General features: G+C 60.5%; 22 protein-coding genes. 8 read left to right on the top strand and 14 right to left on the bottom strand.

The window, feature by feature from the left end:
* Positions 1-253 precede the first annotated feature (253 nt).
* Entirely contained in the window at positions 254-1,714 is a 1,461-nt protein-coding gene (mltF, locus tag ACY4LX_RS06585; RefSeq protein WP_463259474.1) for a membrane-bound lytic murein transglycosylase MltF, read from the top strand.
* Between the two features lie 194 nt (positions 1,715-1,908).
* Here the strand turns inward: mltF and pdxJ are convergent, their stop codons facing one another.
* The 8 genes from pdxJ to lptF form a co-directional block, all read right to left on the bottom strand.
* Positions 1,909-2,655, bottom strand: coding sequence for a pyridoxine 5'-phosphate synthase (pdxJ, locus tag ACY4LX_RS06580; protein ID WP_463259473.1), 747 nt, complete (start codon positions 2,653-2,655; stop codon positions 1,909-1,911).
* A gap of 47 nt (positions 2,656-2,702) precedes the next feature.
* Positions 2,703-3,392: a DNA repair protein RecO gene (recO, locus tag ACY4LX_RS06575; RefSeq protein WP_463259472.1), complete on the bottom strand. Its 690-nt coding sequence runs from the start codon at positions 3,390-3,392 to the stop codon at positions 2,703-2,705.
* Between the two features lie 104 nt (positions 3,393-3,496).
* The gene (gene era, locus ACY4LX_RS06570) at positions 3,497-4,399 is read right to left on the bottom strand and encodes a GTPase Era (protein WP_054054777.1); all 903 of its coding nucleotides are present in this window, start codon (positions 4,397-4,399) and stop codon (positions 3,497-3,499) included.
* Positions 4,392-5,081 (bottom strand): ribonuclease III, encoded by a 690-nt coding sequence (gene rnc, locus ACY4LX_RS06565; protein WP_054054779.1) that lies wholly within the window; start codon positions 5,079-5,081, stop codon positions 4,392-4,394. The genes era and rnc overlap by 8 nt, the downstream gene beginning before the upstream one ends.
* A gap of 184 nt (positions 5,082-5,265) precedes the next feature.
* Positions 5,266-6,120, bottom strand: a complete 855-nt coding sequence (gene lepB / locus ACY4LX_RS06560; RefSeq protein WP_149657465.1) for a signal peptidase I — start codon at positions 6,118-6,120, stop codon at positions 5,266-5,268.
* 5 nt (positions 6,121-6,125) lie between these two features.
* Positions 6,126-7,925: a translation elongation factor 4 gene (lepA, locus tag ACY4LX_RS06555; RefSeq protein WP_059403403.1), complete on the bottom strand. Its 1,800-nt coding sequence runs from the start codon at positions 7,923-7,925 to the stop codon at positions 6,126-6,128.
* 171 nt (positions 7,926-8,096) lie between these two features.
* Positions 8,097-9,158, bottom strand: coding sequence for an LPS export ABC transporter permease LptG (lptG, locus tag ACY4LX_RS06550; protein ID WP_149657466.1), 1,062 nt, complete (start codon positions 9,156-9,158; stop codon positions 8,097-8,099).
* Positions 9,151-10,269: an LPS export ABC transporter permease LptF gene (gene lptF / locus ACY4LX_RS06545; RefSeq protein ID WP_463259471.1), complete on the bottom strand. Its 1,119-nt coding sequence runs from the start codon at positions 10,267-10,269 to the stop codon at positions 9,151-9,153. Before lptF ends, lptG begins: the two co-directional genes overlap by 8 nt.
* 308 nt (positions 10,270-10,577) lie before the next feature.
* Between lptF and ACY4LX_RS06540 the strand changes: the two genes are divergently transcribed.
* The 5 genes from ACY4LX_RS06540 (at position 10,578) to rlmF (ending at position 17,252) form a co-directional block, all read left to right on the top strand.
* Entirely contained in the window at positions 10,578-12,068 is a 1,491-nt protein-coding gene (locus ACY4LX_RS06540; protein ID WP_149657468.1) for a leucyl aminopeptidase, read from the top strand.
* Between the two features lie 60 nt (positions 12,069-12,128).
* Entirely contained in the window at positions 12,129-12,557 is a 429-nt protein-coding gene (locus ACY4LX_RS06535; protein WP_463259470.1) for a DNA polymerase III subunit chi, read from the top strand.
* Positions 12,558-12,565: 8 nt separating this feature from the next.
* Positions 12,566-12,958, top strand: coding sequence for a DNA polymerase III subunit chi (locus ACY4LX_RS06530; RefSeq protein WP_463259469.1), 393 nt, complete (start codon positions 12,566-12,568; stop codon positions 12,956-12,958).
* Between the two features lie 127 nt (positions 12,959-13,085).
* Positions 13,086-15,932 (top strand): valine--tRNA ligase, encoded by a 2,847-nt coding sequence (locus tag ACY4LX_RS06525; RefSeq protein WP_149657471.1) that lies wholly within the window; start codon positions 13,086-13,088, stop codon positions 15,930-15,932.
* 300 nt (positions 15,933-16,232) lie between these two features.
* Complete coding sequence (gene rlmF, locus ACY4LX_RS06520) at positions 16,233-17,252, top strand: 23S rRNA (adenine(1618)-N(6))-methyltransferase RlmF (RefSeq protein ID WP_149657472.1); 1,020 nt, start codon at positions 16,233-16,235, stop codon at positions 17,250-17,252.
* Positions 17,253-17,351: 99 nt separating this feature from the next.
* On the opposite strand, the gene ACY4LX_RS06515 is transcribed toward rlmF, so the two are convergent.
* Positions 17,352-17,633, bottom strand: a complete 282-nt coding sequence (locus ACY4LX_RS06515) for an HU family DNA-binding protein (protein ID WP_007905514.1) — start codon at positions 17,631-17,633, stop codon at positions 17,352-17,354.
* A gap of 395 nt (positions 17,634-18,028) precedes the next feature.
* Between ACY4LX_RS06515 and yejK the strand changes: the two genes are divergently transcribed.
* Complete coding sequence (gene yejK, locus ACY4LX_RS06510) at positions 18,029-19,033, top strand: nucleoid-associated protein YejK (RefSeq protein WP_149657473.1); 1,005 nt, start codon at positions 18,029-18,031, stop codon at positions 19,031-19,033.
* Entirely contained in the window at positions 19,033-19,383 is a 351-nt protein-coding gene (locus ACY4LX_RS06505; RefSeq protein ID WP_463259468.1) for a glutaredoxin family protein, read from the top strand. Before yejK ends, ACY4LX_RS06505 begins: the two co-directional genes overlap by 1 nt.
* 108 nt (positions 19,384-19,491) lie before the next feature.
* On the opposite strand, the gene ACY4LX_RS06500 is transcribed toward ACY4LX_RS06505, so the two are convergent.
* The 5 genes from ACY4LX_RS06500 to ACY4LX_RS06480 all read right to left on the bottom strand — a co-directional run bounded on the left by ACY4LX_RS06500 (position 19,492) and on the right by ACY4LX_RS06480 (position 23,387).
* Complete coding sequence (locus ACY4LX_RS06500; RefSeq protein WP_463259467.1) at positions 19,492-20,427, bottom strand: glutathione S-transferase family protein; 936 nt, start codon at positions 20,425-20,427, stop codon at positions 19,492-19,494.
* Between the two features lie 84 nt (positions 20,428-20,511).
* Positions 20,512-20,820 (bottom strand): GIY-YIG nuclease family protein, encoded by a 309-nt coding sequence (locus ACY4LX_RS06495; RefSeq protein WP_463259466.1) that lies wholly within the window; start codon positions 20,818-20,820, stop codon positions 20,512-20,514.
* A gap of 40 nt (positions 20,821-20,860) precedes the next feature.
* Complete coding sequence (locus tag ACY4LX_RS06490; RefSeq protein WP_133837139.1) at positions 20,861-21,331, bottom strand: nuclear transport factor 2 family protein; 471 nt, start codon at positions 21,329-21,331, stop codon at positions 20,861-20,863.
* Between the two features lie 99 nt (positions 21,332-21,430).
* Entirely contained in the window at positions 21,431-22,738 is a 1,308-nt protein-coding gene (locus ACY4LX_RS06485) for a CynX/NimT family MFS transporter (protein WP_463259465.1), read from the bottom strand.
* Positions 22,728-23,387 (bottom strand): FadR/GntR family transcriptional regulator, encoded by a 660-nt coding sequence (locus tag ACY4LX_RS06480; RefSeq protein WP_463259464.1) that lies wholly within the window; start codon positions 23,385-23,387, stop codon positions 22,728-22,730. Before ACY4LX_RS06480 ends, ACY4LX_RS06485 begins: the two co-directional genes overlap by 11 nt.
* Positions 23,388-23,436 lie beyond the last annotated feature (49 nt).

The raw sequence follows: 23,436 nt of genomic DNA, 5'->3' as shown, positions 1-23,436 counted from the left end.
GGGTGTGCTTTGAGGCCGTGCATTCTAGCCTAAACCGCCCGCGACATCACCCGAAACGGTGCGCGCGGCCGTACCCGAACGTCGGGCCGGGCATCCGTACCGAAAATCGTTGCATTTGGCGGGTTATTTTTTCTGTCACAAATTGCTGTTCGGGCCCATTCCTGCGGGCTCCCGGGCAGTTTTGCGTTGCCTAGCAGACAAGGCCTTCGCTGTCGAGATATGGCGGTCGTGGTCCTTTGCGTATACTGCGCAGATGTTTTCCCCAACGGCTTTGCGTCCGCGGTACGCCAAATGGCTGATCGCAACCGGACTCTTCCTGATGCTCAGTGGCTGTGTTGATAAACCCAACACGCTGGAGCGCGTAAAGGAGGATGGTGTGCTGCGGGTGATCACCCGGAACAGCCCCGCCACCTACTTTCAGGATCGTAACGGCGAGACCGGCTTCGAATACGAGCTGGTGAAGCGCTTTGCCGAAGATCTGGGGGTCGAGCTCAAAATCGAGACGGCTGACAACCTCGACGACCTGTTCAACCAGGTGGGCAAGCCTAACGGCCCGGTGCTGGCTGCTGCCGGTCTGGTCAGCAGCGAGCAACGCAAGAAGCAGGTACGGTTTTCCCATTCCTACCTGGAAGTCACCCCACAGATCATCTACCGCAATGGCCAGTCCCGGCCTACCGATGCCGGTGATCTGGTCGGCAAGAAGATCATGGTGCTCAAGGGCAGCACCCACGCCGAGCAACTGGCGGAGCTGAAAAAGAAATACCCCGGCATTGAATACGAAGAGTCCGACGCGGTTGAAGTCGTCGACCTGTTGCGGATGGTGGATGAGGGGCAGATCGACCTGACCCTGGTCGACTCCAATGAAGTGGCGATGAACCAGGTCTACTTCCCCAACATCCAGGTCGCCTTCGACCTTGGTGATGCCAGCAACCAGAGCTGGGCGGTGGCCGCCGGCGAAGACAACAGCCTGCTCAACGAGATCAATGCCTACCTCGACAAGGTGAAGAAGAACGGCACGCTGCAACGCCTGAAAGACCGTTATTACGGCCACGTCGATGTCCTCGGCTACATGGGCGCCACCACCTTCGCCCAGCACTTGCAGCAGCGCCTGCCCAAGTACGAACAGCACTTCAAGAATTACGCGAAGAAAGAGAAAGTCGACTGGCGCCTGCTGGCGGCCGTGGGCTATCAGGAATCGCTGTGGCAACCGGCGGTCACGTCCAAGACCGGCGTGCGCGGCCTGATGATGTTGACCCAGAACACCGCACAGGCCATGGGCGTGTCCAATCGCCTCGACCCCAAGCAGAGCATCATGGGCGGCGCCAAGTACCTGGCCTACATGAAGGATCAGCTGGACGAGTCGATCCAAGAGCCGGATCGCACCTGGTTTGCATTGGCGGCCTACAACGTCGGCAGCGGTCACCTGGATGACGCGCGCAAACTGGCGGCCAAGGAAGGGTTGAACCCGGACAAATGGCTGGATGTGAAGAAGATCCTGCCGCGGCTTTCAGAGAAGAAATGGTTCAGTAAAACCCGTTACGGCTACGCCCGGGGCGGCGAGCCGGTGCACTTCGTGGCGAACATCCGTCGCTACTACGACATCCTGACCTGGGTCACGCAGCCACAGCTTGAAGGTGATCAAGTGGCTGAGGGCAACCTGCACGTGCCGGGGATCGACAAGTCCAAGCCGAATCAGGAAACGCCGCCGCTTTAGATCTTTGATCGTTCCCACGCGGAACGTGGGAATGCATCTCCTGACGCTCTGCGTCAGTTGGTGAAGCGGAACGCGGAGCGTCCCCGGCGGCATTCCCACGCGGAGCGTGGGAACGATCAGCGCTCCGCGTGGGAACGATCAGGCTCACCGACCTGTAGGAGCGAGGCTTGCCCGCGAAGGTAGCGCCGCCTGTCTCAACCCTTGAGCGCAGCCGCCAGAATCAGCGCCTTCATCTCCGAAACCGCCGACTTGAACCCGACAAACAACGCATGGGCCACCAGCGCATGGCCGATGTTCAGTTCGTTGATGCCCTTGATCGCCGCCACCGCTTCAACGTTGTGATAGTGCAGGCCATGGCCGGCATTCACGATCAAGCCCTGGGTCAAACCAAACGCCACGCCATCGGCCACACGCTTGAGTTCTTGCGCCACATCAGTCGGCGTCTCGGCATCGGCATAACGGCCGGTATGCAGCTCGATGGCGGGGGCGCCAACACGCTTGGACGCCGCGATCTGCCGCTCATCAGCGTCGATGAACAACGACACTTCGCAACCGATCTTCGACAAGCGATCCACCGCAGCCTTGATCCGCGCTTCCTGCCCGGCCACGTCCAGGCCACCTTCGGTGGTCAGTTCCTGACGGGTTTCCGGCACCAGGCAAATGTGCGCCGGGCGGATGCGTTCGGCGAACGCCATCATTTCTTCGGTGACGCCCATTTCAAAGTTCATGCGGGTTTGCAGCACGTCCTTGAGCAGCAGCACGTCGCGCTCCTGGATGTGCCGGCGGTCTTCGCGCAAGTGCACGGTGATGCCATCGGCGCCCGCCTCTTCCGCGTCCAGTGCGGCCTTGACCGGATCCGGGTAGCGCGTGCCCCGGGCCTGACGCAAAGTGGCAACGTGGTCGATGTTCACGCCAAGAAGAATGCGATTGCTGATGGTCACGGAAGCGCTCCTGAATTGAAAGATTCGGCGCACAGCATACGGGGTGATCAGGGCTTGCGAAACAGTTCGCGACTGACCAGCGGACGACCGCCCAAGTGAACAGCCAGCGCCTGACGCATCAGACGCTTGGCGGCGGACAACGCACCGGGCGCGGTCCAGTCGGCTTCGGCCATGGCCAGCAGCTCAGTGCCGTTGAACAAACCGGGTTGCAACAGGTAGACCCGCTCCAACCCTGCATCCACCTGCAAACGATAGAGACCATCCGCCGCGACGGAATCGCCGTGGATGTCGGTATTCAGCGCAAAACCGTAGCCAAGATCATCCAGCAATCGCCATTCAAACGAACGCAGCAACGGTTCCAGCGGTCGACCTTCAGCCAGGGCAAGCAACGTCGCAGCGTAGTGATCGAACACACCGGGATGCGGATCTTCGGCCGGCAGCAGGCGAATCAGCAGTTCATTCAGGTAGAGGCCACTGAACAGCGCCTCGCCAACGAGCCAGGTCGAAGTCCCCGCACTCTCCATGCGCCCGACATTCTTCAGCTCGCCCCGACCACGAAACTCGACTTCCAGCGGCACGAATGGCCGTGCCAACGTCCCGGCCTTACCTCGCGCACTGCGCAACACCGCCCGCAGCCGACCTTGCGGCGTGAGGAAGTCCACCAGCGCACTGCTTTCGCGGTAGGCGCGGCTGTGGAGCACGTAGGCGAGTTGGCCGATGGGCGCGGTGGTCGACATGGTGGTCTTGTGTCCCGGTCAGGGATTGCAAAAAAAGATCGCAGACTTCGGCAGCTCCTACAAGGAGTTGCCGAAGGCTGCGATCTTTTGATCGTTGAAGCGTGTTACAGGTCGCCGTAACCCAGCGAACGCAAGGCGCGCTCGTCGTCGGACCAGCCACCTTTCACTTTCACCCAGAGGTTGAGCATGATCTTGGAGTCGAACAGCAGCTCCATGTCCTTGCGCGCCTCGGTGCCGATGCGTTTGATGCGCTCGCCCTTGTCGCCAATGATGATCTTCTTCTGGCCGTCACGTTCAACGAGGATCAAGGCATGGATGTGCAGGGTCTTGCCCTGCTGCTTGAACTCTTCGATTTCGACGGTGATCTGGTACGGCAGCTCGGCGCCCATCTGGCGCATGATTTTTTCGCGTACCAGTTCGGCAGCGAGGAAGCGGCTGCTGCGGTCGGTGATCTGGTCTTCCGGGAAGAAGTGCTCGTTTTCCGGCAGGTAGCCGGCGATCACACGCTCCAGCGCTTCGAGGTTGTGCCCGTGCTGGGCCGAGATCGGCATGATCTGCGCGTTCGGCAGCTGTTCCTGCAACCAGCTCAGGTGCGGCATCAGCTCGGCTTTGTCTTCGATGCGGTCAGTCTTGTTCAGCGCCACGATCAGCGGGCCGGTCACGTATTGGACGCGCTCGAGGACCATCTGGTCTTCGTCGGTCCACTTGGTGCGGTCAACCACGAAGATCACCACGTCGACGTCTTTCAACGCCGCCGAAGCGGTCTTGTTCATGTAGCGGTTCAGGGCCTTTTCGCCGCCCTTGTGCATGCCTGGGGTGTCGACGTAGACAGCCTGGATCGCGCCTTCGGTCTTGATGCCCAGCATGTTATGACGGGTGGTCTGCGGCTTGCGCGAGGTGATCGCCAGTTTCTGACCCAGGATGTGGTTCAGCAGCGTGGACTTGCCCACGTTGGGACGGCCGACGATGGCAACATAGCCACAGCGTGTTGCGGTTGTATCAGTCATTGCCATTCTCCACACCCAGGGCAATCAGTGCTGCGGCGGCCGCTACCTGTTCGGCAATACGACGACTCACACCCTGACCTCGGCTTTTTTCATTCAGTAAGGTGATTTCGCATTCGACGAAGAAGACTCGGCAATGCGGCTCACCCTGGATATCCACCACTTCGTAACGTGGCAGCTCACAGCCCCGCGATTGCAGGAATTCCTGCAGGCGGGTTTTCGGATCCTTGTTGGTGTCGACCAGGGTCAAGCCCTCGAACTCACCGGTCAGCCAGGCCAGCACGCGTTCGCGCGCCATGTCCATGCCGGCGTCCAGGTAGATCGCACCAATCAGCGCTTCCAGGGCATCGGCCAGAATCGACTCGCGACGGAAACCGCCGCTCTTCAATTCACCGGAGCCCAGGCGCAGGTAATCGCCCAGATCGAAACCACGGGCCAGTACGGCCAGGGTCTCACCTTTCACCAGGCGTGCGCGCAAACGCGACAACTGGCCTTCGCGGGCCAGCGGGAAGCGATCGAACAGCGCCTCGCCAGCGACGAAGTTGAGGATGGCATCACCGAGGAATTCCAGGCGTTCGTTGTTACGCCCGGCAAAACTGCGGTGAGTCAGGGCCAGGACCATCAGTTCCTGATCCTTGAAGGTGTAGCCGAGCTGACGCTCTAGACGGCTTAAGGAGACGCTCACGGTTTACCCACGCTGAGTTCGTGGTTGGATTCCACCGCCATCGCCATGATGCGGCGCAGGCTTGGGACACTTAACGCTGTGTTCAAAAATTACGTCCTGAATATCATTGTTTTCATGCTTCTGGCGCCGATTGTGGCGGTTCCAGAAATGCATTCGGCGCTGTGTTCAACAGCGCCGTGTGTGATTACTTGATCAGGCCAACCCGCGAGAAATTCGGCAGGTGACTGAGTTTGGGTTCCGGCCAGCTCATCCAGACTGCGAAGGCCTTGCCGACGATATTCTTGTCGGGAACCATGCCCAGCAGATCCTTGGGAATGTTCGGATCATCCCAGTAGCGACTGTCGTTGGAGTTGTCGCGGTTGTCGCCCATCATGAAGTAGTGCCCGGCAGGCACGGTCCAGGTATGGTCCGGCGTTGCGCGGTAGCGGCTCATTTCCTTGCGGATCAGGTGCTCGGCTTCGCCGAGTTTTTCCTTGTAGAGCTCGGCACTGCCCAGCGTGCCCGGCTCGGAGCCGACCAGTTGCTCGGCGATCGACTCACCGTTGACGAACAAGCGCTTGTCGGCGGTGTACCGAATCTGGTCGCCCGGCAGGCCGACTACACGCTTGATGTAGTTGACGTTCGGATCGCTCGGATAGCGGAACACCATCACATCGCCACGCTGTGGATCACCGACATCGATGACTTTCTGGTCGACCACCGGCAAGCGGATCCCGTAGGAAAACTTGCTCACCAGGATGAAGTCACCCACGTCCAGGGTCGGTTTCATCGAGCCGGAAGGAATCTGGAACGGTTCCACCAGGAACGAACGCAGCACCAGCACGATGAACAACACCGGGAAGAACGACTTGCCGTATTCGACCAGCAGCGGCTCTTTGTTCAGCTTCTCGATCACCACCCCGTCAGGCTGGCTGACGCTGCCCTGATAGGAGGTGATGGCAGCACGCCGACGCGGTGCCAGGAAAACCAGATCGAGCAACGCCAACAGGCCGCAGACGAACACGGCGATGACCAGCAACAGCGGGAAATTTAGTGACATAGGACCTAACTATCCAACCTGAGCACTGCAAGGAAGGCTTCTTGTGGAATTTCCACGTTGCCCACTTGCTTCATGCGTTTCTTACCGGCCTTTTGCTTTTCAAGCAGTTTTTTCTTACGGCTAACGTCACCGCCGTAGCATTTGGCCAATACGTTCTTTCTGAGTGCCTTGACGGAAGTCCGCGCAATGATCTGCCCGCCAATGGCGGCCTGGATCGCGACGTCGAACATCTGGCGCGGAATCAGTTCTTTCATCTTCTCGGTCAACTGGCGACCTTTGTAGTGCGCGTTATCCTTGTGCACGATCAGCGCCAGGGCGTCGACCTTGTCACCGTTGATCAGCACATCCAGTTTCACCAGATTAGCTGATTGATAACGATCGAAATGGTAATCCAGCGAAGCATAGCCGCGACTGGTGGATTTCAGACGGTCGAAGAAGTCCAGGACCACTTCGTTCATCGGCAAATCGTAGGTCACCTGGACCTGGGTGCCGAGGAACAGCATGTCGTGCTGGACGCCACGCTTTTCGATACACAGGGTAATGACGTTGCCCAGGTGCTCTTGCGGCACAAGAATATTGGCCCGCACGATCGGCTCACGCATGTCTTCGATCGAGGACAGGTCTGGAAGCTTGGACGGGTTGTCGACGTAAATCGTTTCACCGGTTTTCAGCAACAGCTCGAAAATCACCGTCGGCGCCGTGGTGATCAGGTCCAGGTCGTACTCGCGCTCGAGGCGCTCCTGGATGATTTCCATGTGCAGCATGCCGAGGAACCCGCAACGGAAGCCGAAGCCCAGGGCGTCGGAGCTTTCCGGGGTGTACTGCAGGGACGAGTCGTTGAGCGTGAGCTTTTGCAGGGCTTCACGGAAATCTTCAAAGTCGTCGGAGCTGACCGGGAACAGACCGGCGTAAACCTGCGGCTGAATGCGTTTGAAGCCGGGCAGCACGTCAACGTCGGGGGTCGAGCTCAGGGTCAGGGTGTCACCGACCGGTGCACCGTGAATGTCCTTGATACCGGCGATGATGAAGCCCACTTCGCCGGCCTTCAGGTCAACGGTGGCGGTGTGTTTCGGGTTGAAGACACCGACGCTGTCCACCAGGTGGATCTTGCCGGTGGATTTGACCAGGATCTTGTCGCCCTTCTTCACACGACCGTGGCGCACGCGAACCAGGGAAACAACGCCCAGGTAGTTGTCGAACCAGGAATCGATGATCAACGCTTGCAGCGGATCTTCGTAGTTGCCGGTCGGCGCAGGAATGGTCTTGACCAGACGCTCGAGCACCTCGTCGACGCCCAGGCCAGTCTTGGCGCTGCACTCGACTGCATCGGTAGCATCGATGCCGATGATTTTTTCGATTTCTTCTTTGACGCGGTCCGGATCAGCCTGTGGCAGGTCGATCTTGTTCAGGACCGGCATCACCTCCAGGCCCTGCTCGATCGCCGTGTAGCAGTTGGCAACCGACTGCGCTTCAACGCCCTGACCGGCATCGACCACCAGCAACGCACCTTCACAGGCCGCCAGCGACCGGCTGACTTCATAGGTGAAGTCGACGTGGCCCGGGGTGTCAATGAAGTTCAGCTGGTACTTGATACCATCTTTGGCGGTGTAATACAGGGTGACGCTATGGGCCTTGATGGTGATCCCGCGTTCACGTTCCAGGTCCATGGAGTCCAGGACCTGGGCTTCCATTTCGCGCTCGGCAAGGCCGCCGCACATCTGGATGAAGCGGTCGGCCAGCGTCGACTTGCCATGGTCAATGTGGGCGATGATGGAGAAATTGCGGATATGACTCAAATCACTCACGGATCAACACTCAAAAAGGCTGCAGGCATAGCCCGCCGAAAAATAGCCGGGAATTGTACCTGATCCACGGCGCAAGCGTCACGTTCGCAGGTCAGACGGCGAATACAAAAACGCCCCGGTCTTGCGACAGGGGCGTTTTCAGTGAACGGCAAAATCAGGAAACCCCCTGAATCAACCGGCCCGACGCAACAACCAGACCCCGGCCAAACCACAGACTCCGGCCGGCACCAGCACCGCAAACAGCGGCGAGAAACCGAACACCAGGCTCGAAGGCCCGAGCAGGTCCTGGACGATACGGAAGGTGAAGCCCACCAGCACACCGGTAAACACCCGCTGACCAAGGGTCACCGAACGCAGCGGACCGAAGATGAAGGAAATCGCCATCAGCACCAGCGCGGCGGTGACCAGCGGCTGCAACACCTTGACCCAAAATGCCAGCCAGTAACGACCGTTGGCCAGGCCCTGGTCAGCCAGGTAGTGGATGTAACCCCACAAACCGCTGATCGACAGCGACTCGGGCGCCATGACCACGGTGCTGAGCAATTGCGGGCTCAGGGCCACTTCCCAGCGCTCGACCGGCGTGCTGACCACTTCAGTATTCTTTTCATGGAATAGCGTGGTCGTCACTTCGCTCAGTTGCCAATGGTCCTTGTCGAACTCCGCACGCTTGGCGAAGCTCGCCGACAACATGTGGCGCTCTTTGTCGAAGTGATAACGGGTCACGCCATACAGCAGGCCATTGGGCTGCACGGAGTTGACATGAATGAACTCGTCACCCTGGCGATGCCACAGGCCGTGCTTGGCGCTTTGCGCATCACCACTGCCCTGGGCCAGGGAACGGTTGGCCTGGGCGGTGACCTCGGTGGCCGGCGCGACGTATTCGCCAATCAACACGCCCACCACCATCAGGACCAGCATCGGCTTCATGACCGCCCACACGATCCGCCCGATCGACACGCCAGCGGCGCGCATGATGGTCAGTTCGCTGTTGCTGGCCAGACTGCCGAGGCCGATCAGGCAACCGATCAGCGCCGCCATCGGCAACATGTCGTACAGACGCCGTGGCGCGGTGAGCAACACGTAGCTCAGGACGTCCAACAAGGTGTAGGTGTCAGTGGCGTCGCTCATTTCATCGATGAAGGCGAACAGGGTCGCCAGGCCGAGAATAATCCCCAGCACGGCCAGGATCGCCACGAAAACGCTGCTACCAATGTAGCGATCGAGCTTAACCACGAGCCACCTCCAGCGCATCGCGGCGACTCGCCAGTTTCAAGCGCATCGGCTCCCAGTAGAGCAAGACCAGGCCGATGGCCAGGAAGATCCCGTGCACCCACCACAAGCCCAGCGCCGGCGCAATCTTGCCCTTTTCGAGGGCGCCGCGAGCGGCAATCAGGATGGTCAGGTAAGCCATATAAAGAAGAATCGCCGGCAGCAGCTTGAGGAAACGGCCCTGGCGCGGGTTGACGCGCGACAGCGGCACCGCCATCAGGGTCACGATGAAGACCAGCAACGGCAGGGACAGGCGCCATTGAAGTTCGGTGCGCGAGCGAATGTCTTCGCTGCCCAGCAAGGAACTGGTGGTCATGGCGTCACGGTCGGTCACCTCGTCGCTGACGTCCGGCTTGGGCAGCAAAACACCGTACTCGTCGTACTTGATCTTGCGGTAGTCGGCCTGCCCCGGGTTACCGTCGTAGCGGTAGCCGTTGTCGAGAATCAGGTAGCGGTTGCCGTCAGGGCGGATTTCCTGACGGCCCTTTTCGGCCACCAGTACGGAAATCCCGCGATCTTTCTGATCCGAAGAAACGTTCTTCTGGGAAATGAATACGCCTCCCAGGTGGATACGATCGTCGGTCAGCGTTTCGGTGTAGGTCACCCGCGTACCGTCACGCAGCGCCTGGAAGCGACCCGGTTCCAGCGTATCGAACTCGGTCAGCGCGTCCTGCTTGTTCAGCAGCAACTGGAACTGGTTGGCCCCTTGCGGCGCCAGGCTCAGGCTCAGCCATGCAACCACCAGTGCCACCAGGGTCGCCGGAAACAGGGTGATACGAAACAAGCGCTGCTGACTCATGCCGGTGGCCGACAGCACGGTCATTTCGCTTTCCAGATACAGCCGGCCATACGACAACAGGATCCCGAGGAACAGCCCCAATGGCAGGATCAGCTGCAGGAAGCCCGGCAGACGAAAGCCCATGATCAGGAACAGTGAACCCGGGTCCAGTTGGCCCGAAGCCGCCTGCGCGAGGTATTTGATGAAGCGACCGCTCATGATGATGACCAGCAGCACGGCGCTGACGGCGCTCAAGGTCAACAGGACTTCGCGGGATAGATAACGGAAGACGATCAAACCAGACACTCCAGGGTTGTCAGGCTAAGGCGGCCAAACAAGCAAACGTATCAGACGGCCCGCAGGGCAGAGCCGCCGAAAAAAGATGGCGCATTATCCTGTGATTGGGTGCGCCTGTCACTGCGCATACTCAAGCACGTGCGCAAAGCACCGAAGATCGTACAACCGAGGGTTGTCAGGCGCCGGTAGCGAGGTTCAAACTGCGGCCTTTGTCGCGGGCCGTGACCTGCGTCTTTCTATTTATATAAGCAGGCGTTTGCGCACACCGTCGAACGCTGCGTGTTGACCATTAATTCAGGGACCCGGACATGGAACTGGTTGTAAAAAGCGTTAGCCCAGAAACGTTGAAAACCGCCACTCTGGTGGTCGCCGTCGGCGAAGGCCGTAAACTCGGTGCCGTCGCCAAGCAGCTCGACGAACTGAGCGGTGGCGCCATCAGCGCCGTACTCAAGCGCGGCGACCTGGCCGGTAAAGTCGGCCAGAGCCTGTTGCTGCACAGCCTGCCGAACCTCAAGGCCGAGCGTGTTTTGCTGGTGGGCGTAGGCAAGGACGAAGAACTGGGCGATCGCCCGTTCCGCAAAACCATCGCCGGCATCCTCAACACCCTCAAAGGCCTGGGCGGCAGCGATGCCGTGCTGGCACTGGACGAAGTCGTGGTCAAGGGCCGCGACAGCTACGGCAAGACCCGCCTGCTGGCGGAAACCCTGGTGGACGGCGAATACACCTTCGACCAGTTCAAGAGCCAGAAAGCCGAACCCCGCGCCCTGAAAAAAATCACCCTGGTGACCATCAAGGCCGCTCAGGCTGAAGTCGAGCGCGCCGTGGCCCACGCTACCGCGATCGCCAACGGCATGGCGTTCACCCGCACCCTGGGCAACTTGCCGCCGAACATCTGCCACCCGACGTTCCTCGGCGAACAAGCCAAGAACCTGGGCAAAGAATTCAAAAGCCTGAAAGTCGAAGTCCTCGATGAGAAGAAGATCAAGGACCTGGGCATGGGCTCGTTCTACGCCGTCGGCCAGGGCAGCGCCCAGCCGCCGCGCCTGATCGTGATGCAATACAACGGCGGCAAGAAATCCGAGAAGCCGTACGCCCTGGTCGGCAAAGGCATCACGTTCGACACCGGCGGCATCAGCCTCAAGCCTGGCTTGGGCATGGATGAGATGAAATACGACATGGGCGGCGCGGCCAGCGTGTTCGGCACCCTGCGTGCCGTGCTCGAACTGAAACTGCCGATCAACCTGGTGTGCATCCTGGCGTGCGCCGAGAACATGCCAAGCGGCAATGCTTCGCGCCCGGGCGACATCGTCACCACCATGAGCGGCCAGACCGTGGAAATCCTCAACACCGACGCCGAAGGCCGTCTGGTGCTGTGCGATGCCCTGACCTACTCCGAGCGCTTCAAGCCGCAGGCCGTGATCGACATCGCGACCCTGACCGGCGCTTGCGTGGTTGCACTGGGCGCCCACACTTCGGGCCTGCTGGGCAACAACGACGAGCTGATCGGCCAATTGCTGAGCGCTGGCAAGACTGCTGATGATCGCGCCTGGCAACTGCCGTTGTTCGATGAGTACCAAGAACAGCTGGACAGCCCGTTCGCCGACATCGCCAACATCGGCGGCCCGAAAGCCGGCACCATCACCGCTGCCTGCTTCCTGTCGCGCTTCACCAAGAACCTGAACTGGGCGCACCTGGACATCGCCGGCACCGCATGGACCAGCGGCGGCAAGGACAAGGGCGCCACTGGCCGTCCGGTTCCATTGCTGACCCAATACCTGCTGGACCGCGCCAAAGCCTGAAACCGATGACCCTGGGCGGCGTTGTTTTCGGACAACGCCGCTCATGGCTCAGGAACCGCAATGACCAAAGTCGACTTCTATATCCTGCCCAGCGCCGATCCTTCAGCGCGGCTGGACTTTGCCTGCAAGCTCACCGAAAAAGCCTGGCGCATGGGTCACCGCATCTACCTGCATTGCAGCGATGCCGCCCAACGTGAAGATCTCGATGCGCGTCTGTGGGCGTTCAAAGGTGAAGCCTTCGTGCCCCACGGCCCCGCCGAAAGCGAACCGGACAGTTTGATTGTCCTCGGCCTTGGTGATGACTGCGGTGCGCATCAGGATTTGCTGGTCAATCTCGACCTGAAAGTCCCGGCCTTCGCCAACAAATTCGCCCGGGTGGCGGAAGTGGTGGTGGAAGATCCGACGATTCGCGCGGCTGCGCGGGAGAGTTTCCGTTTCTACCGCGAACAGGGCTATCCTCTGCAAGATCACCGTTTACAGCGACTCTGAGCATTCCGATGGACACTCCAAAACCGCAGCAAAAGTCCGTGCACCTGCTGGATGACCTTGAGTCGATCCGCCAACTGCTCGGCGATGACAACCTGCAACCGCCCTTGCTGACCGACACGGTCAATGAAGACGAACAGGAACAGATTCCGATGCTGTTCGAGGCCGTAGGCTCCAAGCCTGAAGCCGTCGAACCGCCCCCCGCTGCCGTCCAACCGGCAGCCGCTGCGAGCAAAGGCCCTGACGCCCTGCTGCACCTGGACAGCGAACTGCGCGCCGCCGCGCAATTGATCATGCAAGACGTGATCGACGACTTCGCCCCGCATATCGAAACCGAGATCAAGCGTCGGCTGGATGCGCGGATGGAGCGGCTGCTCGCCGCAGCTACAAGCGGCAAGCTTTAAGCTGCAAGCAAAGCAAAAGCCAAGCCGGCACACCCTTCTTGCAGCTTGTGGCTTGTAGCTTGCCGCTGTCCCCGAGGCTATACTCGTCGGCTTTTCCTGAATTGATGCCAATAGGGTCCCGCCGCGCATGGATAAGACCTACCAGCCGCACGCCATTGAAACTTCCTGGTACAACACCTGGGAGTCCGAGAACTACTTCGCCCCGCAAGGCGCGGGCGAGTCCTACACCATCATGATCCCGCCGCCGAACGTCACCGGCAGCCTGCACATGGGTCACGGCTTCAACAACGCGATCATGGACGCCCTGATCCGTTTCCGTCGCATGCAGGGTCGCAACACCCTGTGGCAGCCGGGCACCGACCACGCCGGTATCGCCACGCAAATGCTGGTGGAACGTCAACTCGAAGCCCAGGGCCAGAGCCGTCACGACCTCGGTCGCGAGAAATTCCTCGAGAAGATCTGGGAATGGAAGGATCAGTCCGGCGGCAACATCAGCCGTCAGATCCGCCGTCTCGGTTCGTCCGTGGACTGGAGCCGCGAGCGCTTCACGATGGACGACGGTCTCTCCGAGTCCGTAAAAGAAGCCTTCGTGCGCCTGCATGAAGACGGCCTGATCTATCGCGGCAAGCGCCTGGTCAACTGGGACACCAAGTTGCACACGGCGATTTCCGACCTTGAAGTGGAAAACCACGACGAGAAAGGTTTCCTGTGGAACCTGAAATACCCGCTGGCCGATGGCGCCAAGACCGCTGAAGGCAATGATTACCTGATCGTCGCGACCACTCGCCCGGAAACCATGCTCGGCGACGCCGCCGTCGCGGTCAACCCGAACGACGAACGCTACAAAGCCCTGATCGGCAAATTTGTCGAGCTGCCGCTGGTCGGCCGCCGCATCCCGATCATCGCCGACGATTACTGCGACCCTGAATTCGGCACCGGCTGCGTGAAAATCACCCCGGCCCACGATTTCAACGACTACGAAGTCGGCAAGCGCCACAACCTGCCGCTGCTGAACATCTTCGACAAGAACGCCGCCGTCCTGCCGGCCTGCCAGGTGTTCAACCTCGACGGCACGCTGAACGAAAGCATCGACGGCAAGATCCCGGCCGAATACGCCGGTCTCGACCGTTTCGAAGCCCGTAAGCAGATCGTTGCCGCCTTCGACGCCGCCGGCCTGCTGGTCAGCGTTGACGACCACGGCCTGAAAGTGCCGAAAGGCGACCGCTCCGGCACCATCATCGAGCCGTGGCTGACCGACCAGTGGTACGTGTCGACCAAACCATTGGCCGAGCCTGCGATTGCTGCCGTTGAAGACGGTCGTATCCAGTTCGTGCCCAAGCAATACGAAAACATGTACTTCTCGTGGATGCGCGACATCCAGGATTGGTGCATCAGCCGTCAGCTGTGGTGGGGTCACCGGATTCCGGCCTGGTACGACGAGTCGGGCAAAGTCTACGTCGGTCGCGACGAAGCCGAAGTGCGTGCCAAGCACAACCTCGGCCCGGACGTTGCGCTGCAACAGGACAACGATGTTCTGGACACCTGGTTCAGTTCCGGCCTGTGGACCTTCTCCACGCTGGGCTGGCCTGAGCAGACCGAATTCCTGAAGAAATTCCACTCCACCGACGTGCTGGTCACCGGTTTCGACATCATTTTCTTCTGGGTTGCCCGGATGATCATGCTCACCATGCATTTGGTGAAGAACGAAGACGGCACGCCGCAAGTACCGTTCAAGACCGTGTACGTGCACGGCCTGGTGCGCGATGGCCAGGGACAGAAAATGTCCAAGTCCAAGGGCAACGTCCTGGACCCGCTGGACATCATCGACGGTATCGAGCTGGAAGAGCTGGTGCAGAAACGCACCTCCGGCATGATGCAGCCGAAACTGGCGAAGAAGATCGAGAAGCAGACCCGCGACGAGTTCGCCGATGGCATCGCCAGCTACGGCACCGACGCCCTGCGCTTTACCTTCTGCTCGCTGGCGTCCACCGGTCGCGACATCAAGTTCGACATGGGCCGCGTCGAAGGCTATCGCAACTTCTGCAACAAGATCTGGAACGCCGCGCGTTATGTTCTGGACAAGGGCGAAGACTGCGGCCAGAACGGCGAGGCCTACGAACTGTCCCTGGCGGATCGCTGGATCATCTCGCAGCTGCAACGCACCGAAGCCGAAGTGACCCGTCAACTCGATCAGTTCCGCTTCGACCTGGCGGCACAAGCCTTGTACGAGTTCATCTGGAACCAGTATTGCGACTGGTACCTGGAACTGTCCAAGCCTGTGCTGTGGGACGAAAACGCTCCGGTTGAACGCCAGCGCGGCACCCGTCGCACCCTGGTTCGGGTGCTGGAAGTCGCGTTGCGCCTGGCGCACCCGTTCATGCCGTTCATCACCGAAGAAATCTGGCAGCGCATTGCGCCGCTGGCCGGTATCGAAGGCAAGACGATCATGCTGCAACCTTGGCCCGTGGCCAATGAAGCGCGCATCGATCAGGGCGCCGAAGACGATATCGAGTGGCTGAAAACGCTGATGCTCGGCACGCGCAACATTCGCGCCGAGATGAACATCGGGCCGGGCAAGCCGCTGAACCTGTTCCTGAAGAACGTCAGCGCCGAAGACCAGCGTCGTCTCACCGAGAACGAAGCCTTGCTGAAGAAGCTGGCCCGCCTCGAATCGATCACGGTGTTGGCTGCCGGCGAAGAAGCACCGCTGTCCGCCACTGCACTGGTGGGCGAGATGGAAGTGCTGGTGCCGATGGCCGGCCTGATCGACAAGGACGCCGAACTGGCACGCCTGGATAAAGAAATTCTGCGTTTGCAGGGCGAAGTCCAGCGCGTCGGCGGCAAGCTGTCCAACGCCGGCTTCGTCGACAAGGCCCCGGCCGAAGTCATCGAGAAAGAACGGGCCAAACTGGCCGAAGCTGAACAGGCTTTGGGCAAATTGGCCGAGCAACATGCGCGGATTGCCAGCCTGTAACGGCAACTCGCAATGAAAGAGGGAGGCCCGCAACGGCCTCCCTTTTTTGTGCTCCCGACTTTTTTGCTATCTGTAGGAGCGAGGCTTGCCCGCGAAAGCGATCTGCCTGTCGCCATTGATGTCGGATGTGACGGCCTCTTCGCGGGCAAGCCTTGCTCCTACAGGAACGGTAACGCGGTGTGCCTGTTAAACCGTGTCGCGGCCATCGCGGGCAAGCCTAGCTCCTACAGGATCCCCGCGCGACCATCGTCTGTGGGACAATGCCCCCCACTTTCAGCCATACCCGAATCGACCACACCCATGAACGCCCCCCGCACACCCCGCCCTGCGCGCAAGAAGCCTGACTCCGCCACCCCGGCCAACGCCGTGGAACCCCGTCCGAAGGCCAGCCTGCACCCGCGCAATCGCCACCAGGGTCGCTATGACTTCCCGGAGCTGATCAAGAGCACGCCGGAACTGGCGAAGTTCGTGATCCTCAACCCGTACGGCAAGGAAAGCATCGACTTCGCCAGCCCCGACGCGGTGCGGGTGTTCAACCGGGCACTGCTCAAGTCGTTCTACGGCGTGGCCCACTGGGACATCCCGGCCGATTACCTGTGCCCGCCGGTTCCGGGGCGTGCCGACTACGTGCACTTCCTGGCCGACCTGCTGGCCAGCGTCAACGACGGTGAAATCCCGCGCGGCGCACCGGTCAAAGTGCTCGATATCGGCATGGGTGCCAACTGCGTCTATCCGCTGATCGGCTACAGCGACTACCGCTGGCACTTCCTCGGTTCGGAAATCGACCCGACTGCCGTGGCCGCCGCCAAAGCCATCGTCCAGTCCAACGGGCTGAACAAAGCCATTCAACTGCGTTTGCAAAGCAATCCCAAGCACATCCTGCTCGGCTTGCTGGAGCCCGGCGAACGTTTTGACCTGACCATGTGCAACCCGCCGTTCCACGCCTCGATGGACGAAGCGACCAAGGGCAGCGAACGCAAATGGCGCGCCCTGGGCCGTGCCGACCCGAAACGCAAACTGCCGGTGCTGAACTTCGGCGGGCAATCGGCGGAATTGTGGTGTGAAGGGGGCGAGGCACGTTTTGTGACGCAACTGATCGCCGAGAGCGCGAGCTTCCAGCACAAAGTGCTGTGGTTCAGCACCCTGGTATCGAAAGCCTCGAACCTGCCCGCCATCCAGACCGCTCTGAAAAAAGCTGGCGTGCTGGAAAGCCAGGTCGTGGAAATGTCCCAGGGCCAGAAGCAAAGCCGCTTTGTGGCCTGGACCTTCCAGACCCAGTCCGAGCAACAGGTCTGGCGCGAGCGCTGGGCCCGCAAGTAAACACCTGAAACAGCGATTGGCCTGGGGTCAATCGCTGAATCGCAGGCACAAAAAAGCCGCGCCCGGATCACTCCGGAGCGCGGCTTTTTTTACTGCGTCTTACTTGTTAACAGCGTCGGTCAGGCCTTTGGCCACAACCAGCTTGATAACTTTCTTGGCAGCGATTTCGATGGCAGCGCCAGTCGAAGGGTTACGGCCGGTACGGGCAGGACGCTCGGTCACTTTCAGTTTGCCGATACCTGGCAGAGTGATTTCGCCGCCGTTTTCCAGCTGATCGGCAACGATTTGGCCCAGTTGGTCCAGAGCGTTACGCGCGGTGGTTTTTGGCGCGTCGATAGCTTCAGCGATGTCGGCGATCAGTTGGTCTTTAGTAAGAGCCATGTAGTGTTCCTTCCCTATCAAATTCATATGGATTGCAGAGTGCAGTGTCAGCCATCGAGCCCGATCTTCTGGATCTGGCACCCTCGGCCATAACCGCGACGAGTCGGGGTAATAGATACCGAAATCAGGGTTTGGTTCGACCTGACAAATGCTGAATGCACGCTTAACGCAGTGACTTCGCGTAAGACCGGGCAAAACTAGCACAGAGACGGGGAAATATCCGCCTCTAGCTACCCATTTGGTCAGCTTTATTGCTCTAAACCGTTAAAAAAACGCATAAGGGCCGCTCTACGTTCGGGATTTCCCCTTCGAGCCGCGCCAAAACCAGTGGTTGCGGTACACTTGGCACTTTTTGGGGGAGCACGCCCTCCTCTCTTCAATCAGCCGAGAAGCCCATGCCGATCCGCCATTGCATCGTCCACCTGATCGACAAAAAACCCGACGGCACCCCCGCAGTTCTTCACGCTCGCGACTCCGAACTGGCGGAGTCCACGGCCATCGAGAACATGCTCGCCGACCTCAACGAGAGCTACAACGCCAAACAAGGCAAGGCCTGGGGTTTCTTCCATGCCGAGTCCGGGGCGCATCCGTTCAGCGGCTGGCTGAAGGAGTACCTCGACGGCGGCAAGGATTTCACGGCGTTCAGCCGGGTGGCGGTGGAACACCTGCAAAAGCTGATGGAAGAATCGAACCTGTCAGTGGGCGGCCACGTGCTGTTTGCGCACTACCAGCAAGGCATGACCGACTACCTGGCCATCGCCCTGCTGCACCACAGTGAAGGCGTGGCGGTGACGGAAGAGCTGGACGTGACCGCGTCTCGTCACCTGGACCTGGGCCAGTTGCACCTCGCGGCGCGAATCAACATCTCCGAGTGGCAGAACAACAAGCAGTCCAAGCAATACATTTCGTTCATCAAAGGCAAGAACGGGAAAAAGGTTTCGGAGTATTTCCGCGACTTTATCGGCTGCCAGGAAGGCGTCGACGGCCCGGGCGAAACCCGCACCCTGCTCAAAGCCTTCAGCGACTTCGTTGAAAGCGAAGATCTGCCGGAAGAATCCGCCCGCGAGAAAACCAAAACCCTGGTGGATTACGCCAGCAGCCAGGCCAAGCTCGGCGAGCCGATGGGCCTGGAAGAACTCTCGGAGCTGATCGACGAAGAACGCCCGAAAGCCTTCTACGATCACATCCGCAACAAGGACTACGGTTTGTCCCCGGAGATTCCGGCGGATAAACGTACCCTGAACCAGTTCCGCCGCTTCACCGGGCGCGCTGAAGGCTTGTCCATCAGCTTCGAAGCGCACCTGCTGGGCTCGAAGATCGAATACGACGAAGAAGCCGGCACGCTGATCATCAAGGGCTTGCCGACCCAGCTGACTGATCAGTTGAAGCGACGCAACTGATGCTCAACGGCATCCTGAAGAAATTCCTGCTGATCCTGCTGGTGGTCGTGGTTTACCAGAACTGGGGCAAGATCGAGCGCTACATCCACCCGTCACAGGTGGTGTCCGAGCAGACCCAGGCCAAGGCCAACGTCGTGCTCTACGCCACCGACTGGTGCGGCTACTGCAAACTGACTCGACGCTTTCTGGATCAGAAAGGCATTCCGTACAAGGAATTCGATATCGAGAAGGACGCCGAGGCGCGCAAGGCGTATGAAGCGTTGGGTGGGCGCGGGATACCGTTGATCGATGTGAACGGGACGTTGATTCGCGGGTATGACCCGGATGAGATCCTCGCTGCCCTGAAATAACCGATTGCCTCACACAAAACCCGTGTAGGAGCGAGGCTTGCCCGCGAAGGCGTCCTCACTGACGCTAAAAGCTTCGCGGGCAAGCCTCGCTCCTACAGGGTTCAGGGTTCAGGGTTTTTCGATGCGGAAGCCAAACCGCGGAAAGTGCACATGCACCACACCCGCCCGCTCGTCTTCCCGACGCACAATCAATTCCTCACGCCCCGCAAACACCAGCTCACCCGTCACCGGATCACAACCGTAGTCCGTGGCGGCAATCACCACCTGCTGGCCCGCCTCAAAGTCGTTAGGCTCCTCGAACGCCTCATCCGGCAACGCAGCGGGCGTGGCATTGCGCGACACCTCCAGCGCCTCCTCGGCCGTCATCTCGCTGAACGCGCCATGACCGAACCCCATCACCCGACCAAACCACGCCAAAACCGCCGGATAAGCATCGACCAACGGTGAAGTGACCGGCGTTGCCTTGAGGAACCACAGGCAATGAGCCAGGGAAAAATCGGCGATCGAAGGCTCGCCGAACAGGAAGTCGCCCTCCTCGCGCTGAAGCTGCAACTCGAGACGCCCCATAATCGTCGGCCACTGATGCCGCGCCTGTTCCGCCGACAATTTCGTCGAGCTGCCGCCGCTGAACAACCCGGCGCGATCGGCCAGGAACGCCTTGATCGCTTCCGGCGGCAATTTGCCAAAGCGCACCGCCACCGATTCTGGCTGGAACACCAGGCTCACCGCGTGCTGGAACACCACCGAATCGACCCAGGCCGCGAAGCTCGCGACGATCATTTCCTGACCTTCCGGGAAAAACGCCGGCAGGGCTTTTTCCTGCTCCAGGCGACGGGCGATCAGTGCGGTGTCGCAATAAATATCGGCGCCGATCTGCAACACCGGGGTCTTGCGGTAGCCGCCCGTCAGCGCGGTCAATTCAGGTTTTGGCATCACCGGCGAGATCTTCACCGAACGCCACGACAACCCTTTGAAGCCCAGCAGAAGACGGGCCTTTTCGGCGAAGGGGGACGTCGGGTAATTGTGAAGGATCAACTCTGACATGCTCGGCTCCGCCGCTCGGATAAGGAGCTCGCAGCTTAGCGCGCAATCGGGAAGCGGCCTACAGATCCGCCTGATGGGAACTTATCAGTCAGATTGATAAGTCAGCACCAGGCATTCCTTGGCGCTTTTCTTGAGTTTTTTGATCAACCGTTCCTGACGCAGCGCTTCGCTTTTGTCGCGGCAGATTTCGGTATAAACCAACGCCATGGCCGGGCTGGACAGGAAGAACCGCGCGCCCTTGCCGCTCTGGTGCTTGGCAAAGCGGCGCACCGGGTCGTCGCTGATCCCGCAATACAACGAGCCATTGGCCGCGCGCACGAGGTAAACGAACCAGGGCTTGCTGGCGGGCACCGGTTCGACGGCAATGACGGGGGATTCGCTGAGGGTGCTCACGTGGCGATCATGGCTTGCAGGGAAACAAGCCGCGATCTTATCAGCGACTGGCCTGGAATGCCTTCAGCCCCTTCAACGCCTGGGCGCGCACGGCGTTGCGCACCAACGGCGTCCAGCCCAGTAACAGGCCTTTGGTGCCCAGCGCCTGGCGGGACCAACGCCACAAGTCGAAGCTGTCGTGATGTTCGCAGATCTTGCCGTCGCGAAACACGAAACGCGCCTGGATGTCGTTGATCACAACGTTGCCGGTCTGGCTGAACAGGTAGGTCGCGACCCAATGGGCGCCGCCGGTGCGCTCGTCGCTGCGCACGTTGTCGAAGGTCAGGGAAAAGTCCTTGGCCCGGGTCGTGAGCATGCGCCACATGTCGCCGGCATCACGGCCGCGCAACTCGCCGAACGCTGGATCGCTGAACACCACGTCGTCGGTGTAGCAGGCCGCCATGGCTTCGGCATCCAGCCGCTGAAAAGCCTGGTAGAAGCGGGTGATCAGGGCGTTATGGGCGTCACTCATGGGCTGGCTCCGAACCGTCGAAAGATTGCCAGCACGATAGTCTGCAAATGCCCGCAAGACCACCGGCATTCGTGGGCCGAATGCCAGTAGTGCGGGGATTCACACTTTTTCGCTGTTCACCTGAACGTACAGCGAACGCCCGGCACCAAGGCCGGCGATGATCGCGCCCAGGCCGATGATGCCGAAGATCCAGCCCAACGCATTCCAGCCACCGGTCCAGTCGTGGACGATGCCGACCGCGAATGGCCCCATGGACGCCAGGGTGTAACCGATCCCTTGGGCCATGCTCGACAGGTTGGCGGCGACGTGGGAATCCCGCGAGCGCAGCACGATCAGGGTCAGCGCCAGGCTGAACGTCCCGCCCTGCCCCAGGCCCAGCAGGATCGCCCAGCCCCACAGGCCCTCGATCGGCGCATACAGGCAGCCGAACAAGCCGCCGAGGGTCAGCAACATCACGATAACAATCGCCAGGCGCTGATCCTTGCCGCGCGTGGCCAGCCAAGGCGCGGCCAGGGAGCTGGCCAATTGGACAATCACCGACCCTGAAAGCACGAGACCGGCCTGGGTCGGCGTCAGCCCACGGCCGATCAGGATCGACGGCAACCAGCCGAACACGATGTAGGCCAGGGACGATTGCAGGCCCATGTACAAGGTCACTTGCCAGGCCAATGGGTCGCGCAGCAGACCGCGAACGCGATAGGCGACGTTATGCGAACCGTGCTTCTGCCCGACTTGCGGCAACCAGAAAATCGCCGCCACCAGCGCCGGCACCACCCAGAAGCCCAGGCCCAGGGCCCAGCTCTTGTCGAAATGCTCGCTCAACGGCACGGTCGCCCCCGCCGCCATCGCCGCGCCCAGGCACAGGGCCATGGTGTAGACGCCGGTCATGGTGCCGGCTTGTTTCGGGAAGTCGCGCTTGACGATCCCCGGCAGCAACACGCCAATCACGCCGATGCTGGCCCCGGCCAGCACACTGCCGGCGAACAGGCCGATTTCACCGAAGGAGCTACGCAGGATGATCCCGCCAGCCAGCACCAACAGAATCCCCAGCACCACGCGCTCGGCACCGAAACGCCGGGCCAGGATCGGCGCCAGCGGTGCGAACAGGCCGAGGCAAAGCACCGGCAACGTGGTCAGCAAACCGGCTTCGGCCGCGGATAAGCCGAGGGTCTTCGACACCTCGCTGAGCATCGGCGCCATGCTCGACAGCGCCGGACGCAAGTTCAGCGCCACCAGGATCAGCCCCAGCAGCAACAGCCACGGCCGTCGCAGGATCGGGTGGCTTTGCTGGACCTGCTCGTCATCGGCCTCGGCATCGATCAACAGCTCTTCGAGCTCCGCCGTGCGCTTGGGTTGCGGGATGTTGCTGTGATTGGCAGACATGGGGTTCTCGGTTTCAAGGTTCATTGATCAACTGCCTCGACAGGGCTTTGGCCCGCTCCGGGTCACGTTGTTCGACGGCCTCCAGCAGTTCGATATGCAGATCGAACACCTCTTGGCGTCGCGGGGAAATGTTCAGGGTCTTGCGCAGTTGGTCGCCGACGATGCTGGAGAAGTAGCGATACAACTCGCTGAGGGTGGGGTTGTGCGCGGCGTCCACCAAGCGGCGGTGGAACACCAGGTCGCAGGCGATGTAGCTGTCGAGATCGCCGTGATAGTGACTGCCGCTGACGCCCAATGCTTCGTGCAGTGCCGCCAGATCTTCGTCAGTGCGGCGCAACGCCGCCAGGCCAATGGCCTCGACTTCCAGAATGTGCCGGGTTTCCCGCGCCTGTTCGTGGGTGCATTGCGACAACGCCTTCATGGTGTCCATCGGATCGATCACCGCTCGCAGGTAACTGCCGTCACCCTGGCGGATCTCGATCAACCCGGAAAACGCCAACACGCGCATGGCTTCGCGCACGGTGTTGCGGCTGATGCCCAGCTCGGCGGACAGCTCAGGTTCAGTGGGCAGACGCTGGCCGACGGTCCAGATGCCTTGGGTAATGCGCAGGCGTAATTGATCCAGGGCCTGATCGACCAGGGATCGCTTAACGAGTGGAGAAATGTCTGACATAGGATTCGCCCTTTCATCCAATCATAGGATGAATTTTCCGACATGTTAG

The organism is Pseudomonas sp. Emmai (assembly GCF_055179735.1).
Note: the sequence above shows the minus strand (reverse complement) of the source record. Positions and strands in the feature narration are given on the sequence as shown.